A 16,520-nucleotide genomic window follows, 5' to 3' on the forward strand; every position below is an offset into this window, starting at 1 on the left:
GCCGTGCCGGCCCCGCCGGACCTCTCCGCTCCGCCTCCGGTCACCGGAAGGAATCCCCCGCCCCGTAGGTCACCGCGCGGCCCGCTCCGCCTCGAGACCCTGGCGGCGCAGTACGACCGCCTGCCGGATGTAGTCCAAACCGGTGACCACGGTCAGCACGACGGCGATCGCCATCACCCAGAAGCGCATCGTCGCCAGCGCCCCGGTCAGCGCGAGCACGTACATGCCCACCGCCGTGCCCTGGGCCAGGGTCTTGAGCTTGCCGCCGCGGCTGGCCGGAATCACCCCGTAGCGGATGACCCAGAAGCGCAGCAGCGTGATCCCGAGCTCCCGCCCGAGGATCACCCCGGTCACCCACCAGGGAAGGTCACCGAGCCAGGAGAGGCAGATCAGCGCCGACCCCATGATCGCCTTGTCGGCGATGGGGTCGGCGATCTTGCCGAAGTCCGTGACCAGGTTGTACGTGCGGGCCAGGTGCCCGTCGAAGATGTCCGTGATCATGGCGACGGCGAACGCCGCCCAGGCCCAGGCGCGCCAGGCCGGGTCGTAGCCGCCCTCGGCGAGCAGCAGGAAGACGAATCCCGGCACCAGGGCGAGCCGGATCATCGTCAGGATGTTGGCGATGTTCCACAGGCTGGCCTGATTGACCGCGGCGGCCCCCAGCTTCGCGCCGGGTACGGGCCGGCGATCGGTCCCGCCCGCCGCAGATGCCGGGACTCCGGTCATCCGGCCGCCTCCTCAAGATCCATGCCCAGGGGCTCCGCCACCAGGTCCACACCGAGGGTGCCGACCACCTTGGCCGTGACGATACGCCCGGGGACCAGGCCCGTGCTGTCCGTGAAGACGACCTGGCCGTCGGTTTCGGGGGCCTGGTGGGCGGCGCGCCCGTAGGCGCCGTCGCCGTCCTCGTCGACCGCCTCCACGGACTCGACGAGTACCTCCAGGGTCTCTCCGATGCGCTCCTCGGCGCGCTGCGAGGTGAGCTCCTCGGCGAGCCGCTGCATGTGCGCGAGCCGCTCGGCGATGGTGTCCTCGTCCAGCTTGTGGTCGTAGCCGACCGCCTCGGTGCCGTCCTCGTCGGAGTAGCCGAAGATGCCGATGGCGTCGAGCCGCGCGTGGGTGAGGAAACGCTCCAGCTCGGCGAAGTCCGACTCCTTCTCGCCGGGGAAGCCGACGATGAAGTTGGACCGCACGCCGGCCTGCGGGGCCTTGCTCCGGATGGTGTCCAGCAGCTCCAGGAACCGGTCGGTGTCACCGAAGCGGCGCATGGCGCGCAGCACGTCGGGGGCCGAGTGCTGGAAGGACAGGTCGAAGTACGGCACGACCTTGGGGGTCGAGGTGAGTACGTCGATCAGGCCCGGCCGCATCTCGGCGGGCTGCAGGTAGCTCACGCGCACGCGCTCGATGCCGTCCACCGCGGCCAGCTCGGGCAGCAGGCTCTCCAGCAGCCGGATGTCGCCGAGGTCCTTGCCGTACGAGGTGTTGTTCTCGGAGACCAGCATGACCTCCTTGACGCCCTGCTCGGCGAGCCAGCGGGTCTCGCCCAGCACGTCGCTGGGGCGGCGGGAGATGAAGGAGCCGCGGAAGGACGGGATGGCGCAGAAGGAGCAGCGGCGGTCGCAGCCGGAGGCCAGCTTGACCGAGGCCACGGGGCTCTTGTCCAGGCGGCGGCGCAGGGGGGCGCGCGGCCCGGAGGCGGGCGCGAGCCCGGTGGGCAGGTCGGCGGGGGCCTCGGCCGGCTCCTGGGCGTGGCCGGGAAGGGCCACCTCGGCGCTCTGCCGCTCGGCGGGGCTGATCGGCAGCAGCTTGCGGCGGTCGCGCGGGGTGTGGGCCTCCACGCTGCCACCGTTCAGGATGGTCTGGAGGCGGTTGGAGATGTCGGCGTAGTCGTCGAAACCGAGGACCCCGTCGGCTTCCGGCAGGGCTTCGGCGAGCTCCTTGCCGTAGCGCTCGGCCATGCAGCCGACGGCGACGACCGCCTGGGTCTTGCCGTGATCCTTGAGATCGTTGGCTTCCAGGAGGGCGTCTACGGAGTCCTTTTTGGCGGCTTCGACGAAGCCGCAGGTGTTGACGACGGCTACGTCCGCATCGGCGGCGTCCTCGACGAGCTCCCAGCCATCCGCCGCCAAGCGGCCTGCGAGCTCCTCCGAGTCCACCTCGTTACGGGCGCAGCCAAGAGTGACAAGGGCGACGGTACGGCGTTCGGGCATGGACTCAAGACTACTTCGTCCCGGCGTCGGCCCCAGCCGCAAGTCCCCGTACAGCAAGATCCCCGGGGTGCGGCGCAGCACCCCGGGGATCCGGATTTCCCTGTTCCGCCCGGGGGCGGCCTCTGCTCAGCCCGCCTGGGGCTGATCCTGAAGAGGGTCCGCCTTGGTGTATGTGAGACGTTCCACCTGACCCGGCTGGAAGTCGTCCTTGATCTCCTTGCCGTTCACGAAGAGCTTCACGGCCCCGGCGTCGCCGAGCACGAGGTCGACGGACTCCTTGTCCGTGAAGGTCTTGGACTGACCCTGCGTGAGGGTGCCGTCGAAGAGCAGCCGACCGGTGGAGTCCTTCGCGGAGATCCAGCTCTCGCCGGTGTCGGCCGTCAGGACGACCGTGACGAGGTCCTTGGGCGCGGCGGCGATCGCGCTGTCCGAGGGTTCCGGCTTGGGCGCGGCAGGGGTCTGCTGGGGCTGCGCGGCCGGCTTCCCCCCGGTCTGCTTGGGTGCTGCCGGCTTCGGGGCGACGGAACCTTCCGCCACCGGTCGCTTGTCCTTCGCGTCGTCGCCGCTGAAGGCGGTGAAGCCCACGAAGCCGATCACGGCGACGATGGCGGCGACCATGGCCGCGGTCCAGTTGGGCCGCTGCCGTTCGGGACGGATGCGCTCGGCATCGAACATGGGCGCGGCGGGCGTGGGTGCCGGCCGGCCGCCGTGGGCCGCGTCGTAGCTCTCGACCAGGGGTACCGGGTCGAGGTGGACGGCGCGGGCGAGCGTACGGATGTGACCGCGGGCGTACACGTCGCCGCCGCACCGCGTGAAGTCGTCCTCTTCGATCGCGTGCACGATCGGGATGCGCACGCGGGTGATGGAACTGACCTCGTCGACGGTGAGCCCGGCGGCGATGCGGGCCTTCTTGAGGGCGGTCCCGATGGACGGGGTCTCGACGGGTCGTTCGACGATGCGGTCCTCGGACCGGTCGTCGGTCGAAGGCCGCTCTTCTTCGGGGGAGTTGGCGTTGCCGATGGACACGTGGGCGCCTTTCGAGCGTGTAGCCACCTGCTGGATGTCCAGTCTAGGGGGGTGACGAAAGGGTGAAGCAACCGGAGGGTGCACTTCATACGCCATATGAATGGCGAAGGGAGGTCCGCTCCGGCGTGGCGGACCGACGCCGTACGCGAGGTCGTGCGCGGTACCACTACCTCCCTTCAACTGGACGTGGGCCCAAGGGAAACGGTTGCTCGCGAATTGGTTACGGATGGGCCTCGCCTCGGATGACGGCGAGCACGTCGTCCAGGTCGTCGGCCTTCAGCAGCACGTCGCGCGCCTTCGAACCCTCGCTCGGGCCGACGATCCCCCGCGATTCCATGAGGTCCATCAGCCGCCCGGCCTTGGCGAAGCCCACCCGCAGCTTGCGCTGGAGCATCGAGGTCGAGCCGAACTGCGTGGTGACCACCAGCTCCGCCGCCTGGCACAGCAGGTCCAGGTCGTCGCCGATGTCCTCGTCGATCTCCTTCTTCTGCTTCTGCCCGACGGTGACGTCCTCCCGGAAGACGGGGGCCATCTGGTCCTTGCAGTGCTGGACGATCCCGGCGATCTCGTCCTCGGTGACGAAGGCCCCCTGGAGGCGGACCGGCTTGTTCGCACCCATCGGCAGGAACAGCCCGTCACCCTTGCCGATCAGCTTCTCGGCGCCCGGCTGGTCGAGGATGACCCGGCTGTCGGCGAGCGAGGAGGTGGCGAAGGCCAGGCGCGAGGGCACGTTCGCCTTGATCAGGCCGGTGACCACGTCCACCGAGGGCCGCTGGGTGGCGAGCACCAGGTGGATGCCGGCCGCGCGGGCCAGCTGGGTGATGCGGACGATCGAGTCCTCGACGTCGCGCGGGGCCACCATCATCAGGTCGGCCAGCTCGTCGACGATCACCAGCAGGTACGGGTACGGGCTGAGCTCCCGCTCGCTGCCCGGCGGCAGTTTGATCTTGCCGTCCCGGATGGCCTGGTTGAAGTCGTCGATGTGGCGGTAGCCGAAGGCGGCCAGGTCGTCGTAGCGCAGGTCCATCTCGCGCACGACCCACTGCAGGGCCTCGGCGGCCCGCTTGGGGTTGGTGATGATCGGCGTGATCAGGTGCGGGATGCCCTCGTACGCCGTCAGCTCGACGCGCTTGGGGTCGACGAGGACCATCCGCACGTCCTCCGGGGTCGCCCGGACCATCACGGAGGTGATCAGGCAGTTGATGCAGGAGGACTTTCCGGAACCGGTGGCGCCGGCCACCAGCACGTGCGGCATCTTGGCGAGGTTGGCCATGACGTAGCCGCCCTCGACGTCCTTGCCGAGCGCGACCAGCATCGGGTGGTCGTCCTCGGCCGCGTCCGCCAGCCGGAGCACGTCGCCCAGGTTGACCATCTCGCGGTCGGTGTTCGGGATCTCGATGCCGACGGCCGACTTGCCCGGGATCGGGCTGATGATCCGCACGTCCGGCGAGGCGACGGCGTAGGCGATGTTCTTGGTCAGGGCGGTGATCCGCTCGACCTTGACCGCGGCGCCCAGCGTGACCTCGTACCGGGTGACCGTCGGCCCCCGGGTGAAGCCCGTGACGTCCGCGTCGACCTTGAACTCGGTGAACACGTTGCGCAGCGAGGCCACCACCGCGTCGTTGGCGGCGCTGCGGGTCTTGCCGGGCCCGCCCTTCTCCAGCAGGTCCAGCGAGGGCAGGGCGTACGTGATGTCCCCGCGCAGCTGGAGCTGCTCGGCGCGCGGCGGCAGCGCCTGGGTCTGCGGCGGGGCCTTGGTCAGGTCGGGCACCGACAGCGTCCCGGAGGCCGCGGCGGTGGTGGCGTGCGGCTGCTCGGCGGAGGGCTCGGATGCGGCCGGGGTCGCGGGGGCGGCGGGCGCCGCGGGGCGCTCCCCGCGGGCGGTCGGCACGGGCGCGGTGATCTCCGCGCCCTCCCGCTCGGCGGTGATGCCGTGGGTGAGGTCGGCGACGAGCGGGGAGGGCGGCAGGCCGCCGTAGACCACCCCGTCCAGTGCGGCGGCGGCCGCAGCGGCCACGTCGACGGCGTCCATCTCCCGGTCCATGGCCGGCCGGGCGGAGCCCCTGCGCGGCCGGCGGCGCCGGGCGAGCGCCTCCTCCTCGGCCGCGTCCGCCGGGTCGTCGGAGCCGGCGGACGCGCCCGTACGGGCCCGCCACTGCTCCGCATCGTGACGGTCCCGCCGGTCCAGGCGGTCGGCGGCGCCCTCGGCCTCCCCGTACCCCTCGTCGTAGGCGTTCGGGGCGATGATCCCGAGCCGGATGCCGAGCCTGCGCAGCCGCTGCGGGATCGCGTTGACCGGGGTCGCGGTGACGACGAGCAGCCCGAAGATCGTGAGCAGCACCAGCATGGGCACGGCCAGCGGCGCGCCCATGGTGAAGATCAGCGGCTTGGAGGCGGCCCAGCCGACGAGCCCGCCCGCGTTCTGCATCGCGGTGGTGCCCTCGTCACGGCCGGGTGCCCCGCAGGCGATGTGGACCAGGCCCAGGACCCCGATGACGAGGGCGGAGAGCCCGATGCCGATGCGGCCGTTGGCGTCGGTCTGCTCGGGGTGGCGGATGAAACGTACCGCCATGACGCCGAGCAGGATCGGCACGAGCAGATCCAGTCGCCCGAAGGCGCCGGTGACCAGCATGGTCACCAGATCCCCGACCGGACCGCTCAGGTTCGACCAGGTACCGGCGGCCACGATCAGCGCGAGGGCGAGCAGCAGCAGCGCGACGCCGTCCTTGCGGTGGGCGGGGTCGAGGTTCTTGGCCCCCTGGCCGATCCCGCGGAAGACCGCGCCGACCGCGTGCGCGCAGCCGAGCCACACCGCGCGCACCAGCCGCACCACGCCCCCCGTCGGGGACGGCGCGGGCTTGGCCGCGGCCTTCTTCGCCGGGGCGCGCTTGGCGGCCGCGGCCTTCTTGGCCGGGGGCTTGCGCGCGGGGGCCGCCTTCTTGGCCGGCGCCGTCGTACGGCCGGTGCGGCCCTTCGCGGTGCCCGCGGTGCTCTGGGAACCCTTGCCGGACGTACTTGAGGCCATGGGGCCGAGGTTACCGGTGCGCGCGCCGGTGGACACGCGTGCCCACCCCTTCACCCGTTCGTGTCGTCGGCTCCGTAGGTGCTTTGACGCACCGCCAGAGCCGACGCCCGCGCGGTCAGTTCTGCGACGGCAGGGCCGGAGCCCCTCCGGCGGTACCGGGCTCCAGCGCGTCGAGCGCCCGCCGCAGCCCCGTGAGCTTGCGCTCCAGATGGGCCGCGGTCGCCACCACGCCCGCATCGGCCGAGTCCTCGCCGAGCTGCTTGGTCAGCGCCTCGGCCTGCTCCTCGACCGCCGCGAGCCGCGCGGAGAGCTCGGCCAGCAGACCGGCCGTCTCCTTGCTGGCGTCCACGCCGTTCGAGCTGCCGCCCTCCAGCTGCAGGCGCAGCAGGGCCGCCTGCTCGCGCAGTTGGCAGTTCTTCGTGTACAGCTCCACGAAGACCGAGACCTTGGCCCGCAGCACCCACGGGTCGAACGGCTTCGAGATGTAGTCGACCGCACCCGCCGCGTAACCACGGAAGGTGTGGTGCGGACCGTGGTTGATCGCGGTGAGGAAGATGATCGGGATGTCCCGGGTCCGCTCGCGCCGCTTGATGTGCGCGGCCGTCTCGAATCCGTCCATCCCCGGCATCTGGACATCCAGCAGGATGACCGCGAAATCGTCCGTCAGCAGCGCCTTGAGCGCTTCCTCCCCCGACGACGCCCGGACCAGTGTCTGATCGAGCGCGGAGAGGATGGCCTCCAGCGCCAGCAGATTCTCCGGCCGGTCGTCGACCAGGAGGATCTTGGCCTTCTGCACCATGCCCTGTCCTCCTCGCCCCGGCATGGGGCCTCCCCGGCTCCGGGCTCCGGCCTGTGCGCCGGGCCCCGCCCCAGAGGACGGCATCCTTGCGCCGTCCGTCCTTGTGCCGGTCATCGTAGCCCCAGTCCCGAGATCGCCACACCCTGTCACCAGGATGTCACTGTGCACGAAGCAGAAACGCGGTGGGAGAGCAGAAGGTTCCCCGTTTACCGGGCTCCCACACCGCTCCGGCCACAGTGAGTCAGCAATTGGTACACATCGCTCTCCCGGCGATCACTTGCCCCGCATCCACTGTTCCATCACCGACAGAAGGTAGTCGGGGTCGACCGGCTTGGTGACATAGTCGGAAGCGCCGGAGTCGATCGCCTTCTCCCTGTCGCCCTTCATCGCCTTCGCCGTCAGCGCGATGATCGGCAGACCCGCGAACTGCGGCATCCGCCGGATCGCCGAGGTCGTGGCGTACCCGTCCATCTCGGGCATCATGATGTCCATCAGCACGACCGTCACATCGTCGTGCTGTTCCAGGACTTCGATGCCCTCCCGCCCGTTCTCCGCGTACAGCACGGCCAGTCCGTGCTGCTCCAGCACGCTGGTGAGCGCGAAGACGTTGCGTACGTCGTCGTCCACGATGAGCACCTTCTCGCCGTGGAAGTCGTACGTCCGGGGCACCACCGGGAGTTCGTCCTCCGCACTGCCCCAGCCGTCCTCGGCCGCCACCGCGTTCGGCTGCCCCGGCACCGCCGTACGCGGCTCCAGGTCGCTCAGCGCCTTGCGCCGCCGCCGGAACAGCGCGGCCCCGCCGTTCTGCCCCGCTGCGCCCGGATCGGCCGACAGCGCGGGCCGCGCCGGCTGGGGCGGACCCGACGGTACGGCCGCGGGCGCGGCCGGGGCCGAAGGCAGCACCGGCCGCGCCCCGTCCAGGGACCTGCGGTACAGCTCGCCGCGGCCACCGCCGGGCGTGGGCGGCGCGTACCCCTGCGGGGGCAGCTCGCTCGGGTGCAGCGGCAGGTACAGCGTGAAGGTGGACCCGCGGCCGGGCTCGCTCGCCGCGTGGATCTCCCCGCCGAGCAGCCGGGCGATCTCCCGGCTGATGGACAGGCCCAGCCCGGTGCCGCCGTACTTGCGGCTCGTCGTCCCGTCCGCCTGCTTGAACGCCTCGAAGATCACCAGCATCTTGCTCGCCGCGATCCCGATCCCGGTGTCCGTGACCGAGAAGGCGATCAGGTCCGCGTCCGCCTCCCGCAGCGAACCGGCCTCCAGCAGCTGCTCCCGGATCGCCGTCGGCACATCGGCCCCGGCCGGCCGGATCACCAGCTCCACCGCCCCGCTGTCGGTGAACTTCACCGCGTTCGACAGCAGGTTGCGCAGCACCTGGAGGAGCCGCTGCTCGTCGGTGTGCAGGGTGGCGGGCAGCTCCGGGGAGACCCGGACCGAGAAGTCCAGGCCCTTCTCCGCCGTCAGCGGCCGGAACGTCGCCTCCACGTAGTCCACCAGCTGGACCAGCGCGATCCGGGTCGGCGAGACGTCCATCTTCCCCGCCTCGACCTTCGACAGGTCCAGGATGTCGTTGATCAGCTGCAGCAGGTCGGAACCCGCGCCGTGGATGGTCTCGGCGAACTCCACCTGCTTCGGCGACAGGTTCTCGTCCGCGTTGTCGGCGAGCAGCTTGGCCAGGATCAGCAGCGAGTTCAGCGGGGTCCGCAGCTCGTGCGACATGTTCGCCAGGAACTCGGACTTGTAGCGCATCGAGACCGCGAGCTGCTCGGCGCGCTCCTCCAGGACCTGCCGGGCCTCCTCGATCTCGGTGTTCTTCACCTCGATGTCCCGGTTCTGCTGGGCCAGCAGCTCGGCCTTCTCCTCCAGCTCCGCGTTGGCGGCCTGCAGGGCCTTCTGCCGGTTCTCCAGCTCGTCCGAGCGCTCGCGCAGCTGCTCGGTCATCTCCTGCGACTGCTTCAGCAGCATCTCCGTCTTGGAGTTGACGCTGATGGTGTTGACGCTCGTACCGATCATCTCGGCGATCTGGCTGAGGAAGTCCTTCTGGATCTGCGTGAACGGCGTGAAGGAGGCCAGCTCGATGACGCCGAGCACCTTCCCCTCGAAGAGCACCGGCAGCACGATCACGTGCGCCGGCGGCGCTTCGCCCAGCCCCGAGGAGATCTTCAGGTAGCCGGGCGGGGTGTTCTCGACGAGGATCGTCCGCTTCTCCTCGGCGACGGTCCCGATCAGCCCCTCCCCCGGCCGGAAGGAGATGGGCATCTGACCGCCCGCGTACGCGTAACTCCCGCGCATCCGCAGCTCGTACGAGCCGTCCGCGCCCCCCTCCGTCCCGATCTCGGTGGTGCCGCCGGCCGGCAGCGCCAGGAAGAACGCGCCGTGCTGCGCGGAGACCACCGGCGTCAGCTCGCTCATGATCAGCGAGGCCACGTCGTCGAGCTCCCGGCGGCCCTGCATCAGGGCGGAGATCCGCGCGAGGTTGCCCTTGAGCCAGTCCTGCTCCTTGTTGGCCAAGGTGGTGTCGCGCAGGTTGACGATCATCGTGTTGATGTTGTCCTGGAGGACCTGGATCTCGCCCGCCGCGTCCACGTCGACCTTCAGGCTCAGGTCGCCGCGGGTCACCGCGGTGGCCACGGCCGCGATCGCGCGCACCTGCCGGGTGAGGTTCCCGGCCATCTCGTTCACGGACTCCGTCAGGTCCCGCCAGGTGCCGTCCACGTCCCGGACGCGGGCCTGACCGCCCAGGATGCCCTCGGTGCCCACCTCGCGGGCCACCCGCGTCACCTGGTCGGCGAACGAGGACAGCTGGTCGACCATCGTGTTGATGGTGGTCTTGAGCTCCAGGATCTCGCCGCGGGCGTCGATGTCGATCTTCTTGGTCATGTCGCCCTTGGCGATGGCGGTCGTGACCATGGCGATCTGCCGCACCTGACCGGTGAGGTTGGAGGCCATGAAGTTCACCGAGTCGGTGAGGTCCTTCCACGTCCCCGAGACCCCGGGCACGTGCGCCTGACCGCCCAGACGGCCCTCCGTGCCCACCTCGCGGGCCACGCGCGTCACCTCGTCGGCGAACGAGGACAGGGTCTTCACCATCGTGTTGACCGTGTCGGCGAGCTGCGCGACCTCGCCGCGCGCCTCGACCGTGACCTTCTTCGTCAGATCGCCGTTGGCGACCGCCGCCGAGACCTGGGAGATGTTGCGCACCTGCGAGGTCAGGTTGTTGGCCATCAGGTTGACGTTGTCGGTCAGGTCCTTCCAGATGCCCGTGACCCCGCGCACCCGGGCCTGACCGCCCAGAATGCCCTCGGAACCCACCTCGCGGGCCACCCGCGTCACCTGCTCCGCGAAGGAGGACAGCTGGTCCACCATCGTGTTGACCGTGGTGACGAGTTCGAGGATCTCGCCCTTCGCGTCGACGGTGATCTTCTTGGAGAGGTCGCCCATGGCCACGGCCGTGGTCACCTCGGCGATGTTGCGCACCTGCGACGTCAGGTTGTTCGCCATGAAGTTGACGGACTGCGTGAGGTCCTTCCAGGTACCGGAGACCCCCTTCACCTCCGCCTGACCGCCCAGGATGCCCTCCGTACCCACCTCACGGGCCACCCGGGTCACCTGCTCCGCGAAGTTCGAGAGCTGGTCGACCATCGTGTTGAGGGTGTTCTTCAGCTCCAGGATCTCGCCCCGGGCGTCCACGTCGATCTTCTGCGACAGGTCACCGCGCGCCACCGCGGTGGCCACCTGAGCGATGTTGCGCACCTGCGAGGTCAGGTTCCCGGCCATGCCGTTCACCGAGTCCGTCAGGTCACGCCATACGCCGGCCACCCCGGGCACCTGCGCCTGGCCGCCGAGGCGGCCCTCCGTACCCACGTCCCGGGCCACCCGGGTCACCTGCTCCGCGAAGGCGGAGAGCTGGTCCACCATCGTGTTGATGGTGTTCTTCAGCTCCAGGATCTCGCCCCGGGCGTCCACGTCGATCTTCTGCGACAGGTCGCCCCGCGCCACCGCCGTCGTCACCTGGGCGATCTGGCGCACCTGCGAGGTCAGGTTCCCGGCCATGAAGTTGACGGAGTCGGTGAGCTCCTTCCATGTGCCGGACACCCCCTCCACGCGGGCCTGACCGCCGAGCCGACCCTCCGTACCCACGTCCCGCGCCATCCGCGTCACCTGGTCGGCGAAGGACGACAGCTGGTCCACCATCGTGTTCACGGTGTTCTTCAGCTGGAGCATCTCACCCGAGACGTCCACGGTGACCTTCTGCGACAGGTCGCCGTTGGCCACCGCCGTCGTCACCTGCGCGATGTTGCGGACCTGCCCGGTGAGGTTGCGGAAGGCGGTGTTCACCGAATCGGTGAGGTCCTTCCACGTGCCCGCCGCCCCCGGCACCTGCGCCTGACCGCCCAGCTCACCCTCGACACCGACCTCACGGGCCACTCGCGTCACTTCGGCACCGAAGGACTGGAGCTGGTCCACCATCGTGTTGACGGTGTTCTTCAGCTCCAGCATCTCGCCGGCCACGTCGACCGTGACCTTCTGCGACAGGTCGCCGTTGGCCACCGCGGTCGTCACCGTCGCGATGTCCCGCACCTGCGTGGTCAGGTTGCGGAAGACCGTGTTCACCGAATCGGTGAGGTCCTTCCACGTGCCCGCCGCCCCCGGCACCTGCGCCTGGCCGCCGAGCGTTCCCTTGGCCCCGACCTCGCTGGCCACCCGCGTGACCTCGTCCGCGAAGGTCCGCAGGGTCTCCGTCATCTGGTTGATCGTTTCGGCCAGCTGCGCCACCTCGCCGCGCGCGCTGACCCGCACCTTCTGCGACAGGTCGCCGTTCGCGACCGCCGTCGTCACCTGCGCGATCCCGCGCACCTGGGCCGTCAGGTTGCCGGCCATGGTGTTGACGGAGTCCGTCAGGTCCTTCCACACGCCCGCGACCCCGGGCACCTTCGCCTGGCCGCCCAGCTCGCCCTCCGTACCCACCTCACGGGCGACACGGGTCACCTCGGAGGAGAAGGACGACAGCTGGTCCACCATCGTGTTCACGGTGTTCTTCAGCTGGAGCATCTCGCCGGCCACGTGCACCGTGACCTTGCGCGACAGATCGCCCTTGGCGACCGCCGTCGTGACGAGAGCGATATCACGTACCTGAGCGGTGAGCCGGTACGCCATGGTGTTGACGGAGTCGGTCAGGTCCTTCCACGAACCGGACATACCGCGCACCTGGGCCTGACCACCGAGCTTGCCCTCGGTGCCCACCTCCAGCGCCACCCGCGTCACCTCGTCGGTGAACGCGGACAGCTGGTCGACCAGGTTGTTGACCGTGCGCCCGACCTTCAGGAACTCGCCGCGCAGCGGATGCCCCGCCCCCTCGGCGGCCTGCGTCCGCAGGTCCATCCGCTGGTCCAGATCGCCCTCGGCCACCGCCGACAGCACTCGGCCCACCTCGGACACCGGCCGGGCCAGGTCGTCCACCAACTGGTTCGAGGCGTCGATCGCGGCCGCCCAGGAACCCTCACAGGCGCCGGTTTCCAGCCGTTCGCTGAGCTTGCCCTCACGGCCCACCATCCGCCGCACCCGGGACAGCTCCCCGGTCAGGTGGAGGTTGCGGTCGGCGACCTCGTTGTAGACGGCGGCGATCTCCGCCATCACGCCCTCGCCGGACACCGTCAGCCGCTTGCGGAAATTCCCGTCCCGCATCGACACCAGGGCCGTGAGCAGCCGGTTCAGAGCGGCGGTATCGACCTCCGTCGTGCCACCGCGCCGGGGACGTCCGCCCTTCGGCCGCGTTCCCGTACGCCGCACCGCTGCGCCAGACTCCACCGTGTCCCTCCCGAAAGGGTCGACCGCTGTTCCGCCGGGCTTCGAGTACCACTGCCCGGCTCTTCAAGCCTGCCCAGTGTTTCACCCTGGCCGAACCCGGCCATAACACTTCGGCACCATCGCACACCCGCCGTACCCTGCGGGTGGATTCCCGGACGACGGCACCATGCCGACCGTGAAGGTAAGTAACCTGGCAACCGATGTCCAACCGCGTCGAAGGAGATTCGTGATCACGGCACGGGCGGCTGCCAGCTTCGACCCCCTCGGGCGCTCGGTCGCCGCCGCTCGCGCGTTCGTCCGCGACACCCTGCAGGGCTGGGGTTTCGCGGACATCGTCGACGACGCGGTGGTGCTCACCAGCGAGCTCGTCACCAATGCCGTGGTCCACGCCGGAACCCGGGCCGAGGTCCTGTGCCTGCGCACCGAGGGCGGCGTACGCGTAGAGGTCGCCGACCGCTACCCGGAGCGCGACCTCCCGCTCCGGCACCCCGACGAGCGCCCGTACGCCGATCCCGACCGTGAGAACGGCCGCGGTCTGATGCTCTGCGCCGCCCTCGCCACCCGCTGGGGCGTCGAGTACACGGCCACCCACAAGCACGTGTGGTTCCGCCTGGACCTGCCAGACCGGCCGGTCGGTACCCGCTCCGCCGGCCCCGTCGTCCCCGACCGCCTGCTCCCCCTCGCCGACAGCCGGGTCCGCGTCGCCGTCCTCCAGATCGACGCGGCCGACACCATCTCCGCCTGGAACGAGGACGCCGAGCACATCTTCGGCTACCCCGCCGAGAAGGCCCTCGGCCGCCCCCTCGCCGAACTCGCGGCGTGGCCGCAGACCCCCGGCACCGGAACCGGCATCGCCGAGGCCCTGCGCCTGTCCCGCTGGGAGGGCAGCTACGGCGTCCGCGGCTCGGACGGCCGCGTCATCCCCGTCTACGCCTCCCACCTGCGCGTCCGCGACGCCCACGGCGAACCGTCCATCGTCTGCCTCCTCGTCCACGACGACGAGCGCGCGCTGCTCCAGACCCCGGTACGGGTGCCCGCCACCGACAGCGGCCACTTCACCGAGCCGCGCCCCGCGGACCCCTTCGAGGTCTTCATCGGCTCCCCCGCCCCCGACGACCTCGACGGCCTCCTCCAGCGGACCGTCGAACGCGCCCGCGACCTCCTCGACGCCGATGCCGCCTTCCTGCTGCTCGCCACCGACGACGAGACCGAGCTGGAGGTCCGCGCCACCACCGGCCTGCCCTCCACCCGCCAGCGCTTCGCCCGCGTCCCCGTCGAGGCCGGCACCAACCGCTACGGCTCCGCCCGCATGCCCGCCGTCCACGACGACCTCGCCGCGGTCCCCGGAGCCGTCCCGCTCCTGGAAGCCACCGGCATGCGCTCCGCGGTCACCGTCCCCCTCAAGGTGGAGGGCCGGCTCACCGGCTCCCTCGGCGTCGCCGCCGAAACCCCCGGCCGGTACTCCAACGAAGAGGCACTCCACCTCCAGTTCGCCGCCGACCGCATCGCCCTCGCCGTCGAATCCGCCCGCCTCGGCGAGCTGGAACGCCTGCGCCGCGGCTCCCTCTCCTTCCTCGTCGAGGCCTCCGACCTGCTGGCCGGCACCCTCGACCGGGACCAGACGCTGGCGCTCATGGCCCAGATGACCGTCCCGACCCTCGCCACCTGGTGCGCCGTCTACACGATCGCCGACCAGTCCTCCGACCCGTACCTCTCCTACGTCCTCCACGAGGACGAGGAGCGCATCGACGGCCTCAAGGCCCTGCTCTCCCGGGTCAGCCCGCCCGACCCCGTCCGCGAGGCCGGCGCCCGCCCCTGGACCGAGGCGACCCTCGCGGTCGGCGGGGAGACGGTGGTCCTGCCCCTCCTCGCCCGCAACCGCGTGATCGGCATGCTCACCCTCGGCAAGCCGCGCGAGGAGCACTTCCGCCAGGAGATCCTCGAGCTCGCCGAGGACCTCTCCCGCCGGGCCGCACTCGCCCTCGACAACGCCCGCCTCTACTCCGAGCGCACCGCGATCAGCCGCTCCCTCCAGCGCAGCCTGCTGCCGCCCGGCTCCCCCGCCATCCCCGGCATGGAGGTCGAGGTCATCTACCGCGCCGCCGGCGAGGGCAACGAGGTGGGCGGCGACTTCTACGACGTCTTCCCGATCCGCGACGGCGCGTACGGCTTCGCCATCGGCGACGTCTGCGGTACGGGCCCCGAGGCGGCCGCCGTCACCGGCCTCGCCCGGCACGCGCTGCGCCTGCTGGCCCGCGAGGGCCTCGGCGGACCGGCCGTCCTCGAACGCCTCAACGCGGCCATCCTCGACGAGGGCGCCCGCAGCCGCTTCCTCACCCTCCTCTACGGAGAGCTCCACCCCCAGCCCGACGGCGGAGCCCTCATGAAGGTCGTCTGCGCGGGCCACCCGCTGCCGCTGCGCCTGCGCCCGAACGGCCAGGTCGACGCTGCTGCGGACCCGCAGCCCCTGCTGGGCGTGATCGAGGACCTGGACCTCTACGAGCAGACCCTCACCCTCGACCCGGGCGACGTCCTGCTCTGCGTCACCGACGGTGTGACCGAGCGCCGCGAGGGAACCCGCATGCTCGGCGACGACGGCCTCGCCGAGGTCCTCACCACCTGTACGGGCCTCACCGCGGGCGCGGTCGCCTCGCGCGTCCTGCGCGCGGTGGAACGCTTCGCAGCCGAGCCGGCCTCGGACGACATGGCCATCCTGGCCTTCCGCGTCCCGGAACAGCGCGAAGGCGAGTAACCCGGCCCGCCCATGGCGAGAGGGCCTCGGCGTGTGGTCAACTCGCGGCCGTGGACACAGTCTTCGCCAGCCTGGTGGCCGTCGCCGGCACCTTGATCGGCTCATTCAGCACGTACCTGTTCCAGCGACGCACCACCGAGCGCACGGAAGCCCGGGCCCGGGAAGAACGCATCCGCCAGGAACGCCTAGCCGCGTACAGCGGTTACGCGGGCGCGGTCACGGACCTCAAACGCGCCAAGATCACCCTGTGGTTCCGCCGCCGGCTCGACCCCCGTGACGAGGAAAGGCTGCTCGAGGCCCTGCTGGAGAGCGACCGTCACGGCGCCGCCGCCGAAACCGCCGCCTTCCGTCTCAGGCTCGTCGCGGACGATCCGAGCCTGCACCCCCTCATGGAGGCGATATCCGCCAGGCTGGGAGAGATCAACCGTGCGGACGACCGCCAGGGGCTCATAGCCATCGAGAGGCAGTTCGAAGAAGCGGTCGGCGCCTTCCTGGACGCGGCCGCCTCACGCTTGCGTTGAAAAACAAAAAAGGCCCCCGCCACAAGGCGGGGGCCTTTCTTCTTGGAGCCCTTTAACGGAATCGAACCGTTGACCTTCTCCTTACCATGGAGACGCTCTACCGACTGAGCTAAAAGGGCGGGTTGTTCGGCGGCGTCCTACTCTCCCACAGGGTCCCCCCTGCAGTACCATCGGCGCTGAAAGGCTTAGCTTCCGGGTTCGGAATGTAACCGGGCGTTTCCCTAACGCTATGACCACCGAAACACTATGAAATTTGAACGCTGGCTATGGACACAGCTGTTCGTTATTTCAGAACTAACACAGTGGACGCGAGCAACTGAGGACAAGCCCTCGGCCTATTAGTACCAGTCAGCTTCACCCGTTACCGGGCTTCCACATCTGG

General features: G+C 70.4%; 8 protein-coding genes, 1 tRNA gene and 1 rRNA gene. 2 read left to right on the top strand and 8 right to left on the bottom strand.

Annotated features, from left to right (window positions below; translation table 11 throughout):
• Nucleotides 1–69: 69 nt before the first annotated feature.
• From pgsA to AB0D29_RS19680, 6 genes are all read right to left on the bottom strand, one after another.
• A complete protein-coding gene (pgsA, locus tag AB0D29_RS19655; RefSeq protein ID WP_362855667.1) occupies nt 70–726 on the bottom strand; it encodes a CDP-diacylglycerol--glycerol-3-phosphate 3-phosphatidyltransferase in 657 nt (218 codons plus the stop codon).
• Entirely contained in the window at nt 723–2,210 is a 1,488-nt protein-coding gene (rimO, locus tag AB0D29_RS19660) for a 30S ribosomal protein S12 methylthiotransferase RimO (RefSeq protein WP_362855668.1), read from the bottom strand. Before rimO ends, pgsA begins: the two co-directional genes overlap by 4 nt.
• Before the next feature lie 126 nt (nt 2,211–2,336).
• Nucleotides 2,337–3,236: a RodZ domain-containing protein gene (locus AB0D29_RS19665; protein ID WP_362855670.1), complete on the bottom strand. Its 900-nt coding sequence runs from the start codon at nt 3,234–3,236 to the stop codon at nt 2,337–2,339.
• A 220-nt stretch (nt 3,237–3,456) separates the two neighbouring features.
• Entirely contained in the window at nt 3,457–6,261 is a 2,805-nt protein-coding gene (locus tag AB0D29_RS19670; protein WP_362855671.1) for a DNA translocase FtsK, read from the bottom strand.
• Nucleotides 6,262–6,376: 115 nt separating this feature from the next.
• Nucleotides 6,377–7,060, bottom strand: a complete 684-nt coding sequence (locus AB0D29_RS19675) for a response regulator (RefSeq protein ID WP_319729795.1) — start codon at nt 7,058–7,060, stop codon at nt 6,377–6,379.
• 273 nt (nt 7,061–7,333) lie between these two features.
• Nucleotides 7,334–12,865 (bottom strand): HAMP domain-containing protein, encoded by a 5,532-nt coding sequence (locus tag AB0D29_RS19680; RefSeq protein ID WP_362855672.1) that lies wholly within the window; start codon nt 12,863–12,865, stop codon nt 7,334–7,336.
• A gap of 166 nt (nt 12,866–13,031) precedes the next feature.
• Between AB0D29_RS19680 and AB0D29_RS19685 the strand changes: the two genes are divergently transcribed.
• Nucleotides 13,032–15,617 (top strand): SpoIIE family protein phosphatase, encoded by a 2,586-nt coding sequence (locus AB0D29_RS19685; RefSeq protein ID WP_362855673.1) that lies wholly within the window; start codon nt 13,032–13,034, stop codon nt 15,615–15,617.
• A gap of 50 nt (nt 15,618–15,667) precedes the next feature.
• Nucleotides 15,668–16,138 carry a hypothetical protein gene (locus tag AB0D29_RS19690; protein WP_362855675.1) on the top strand — a complete coding sequence of 157 codons (471 nt, stop codon included), beginning with the start codon at nt 15,668–15,670 and terminating at the stop codon, nt 16,136–16,138.
• Between the two features lie 43 nt (nt 16,139–16,181).
• On the opposite strand, the gene AB0D29_RS19695 is transcribed toward AB0D29_RS19690, so the two are convergent.
• Both AB0D29_RS19695 and rrf read right to left on the bottom strand, forming a co-directional pair.
• A tRNA-Thr gene (locus tag AB0D29_RS19695) sits at nt 16,182–16,257 on the bottom strand.
• A 5-nt stretch (nt 16,258–16,262) separates the two neighbouring features.
• A 5S ribosomal RNA gene (gene rrf, locus AB0D29_RS19700) occupies nt 16,263–16,379 on the bottom strand.
• Nucleotides 16,380–16,520 lie beyond the last annotated feature (141 nt).

The organism is Streptomyces sp. NPDC048424 (assembly GCF_040651555.1).
In the GTDB taxonomy this organism is placed as follows: domain Bacteria; phylum Actinomycetota; class Actinomycetes; order Streptomycetales; family Streptomycetaceae; genus Streptomyces.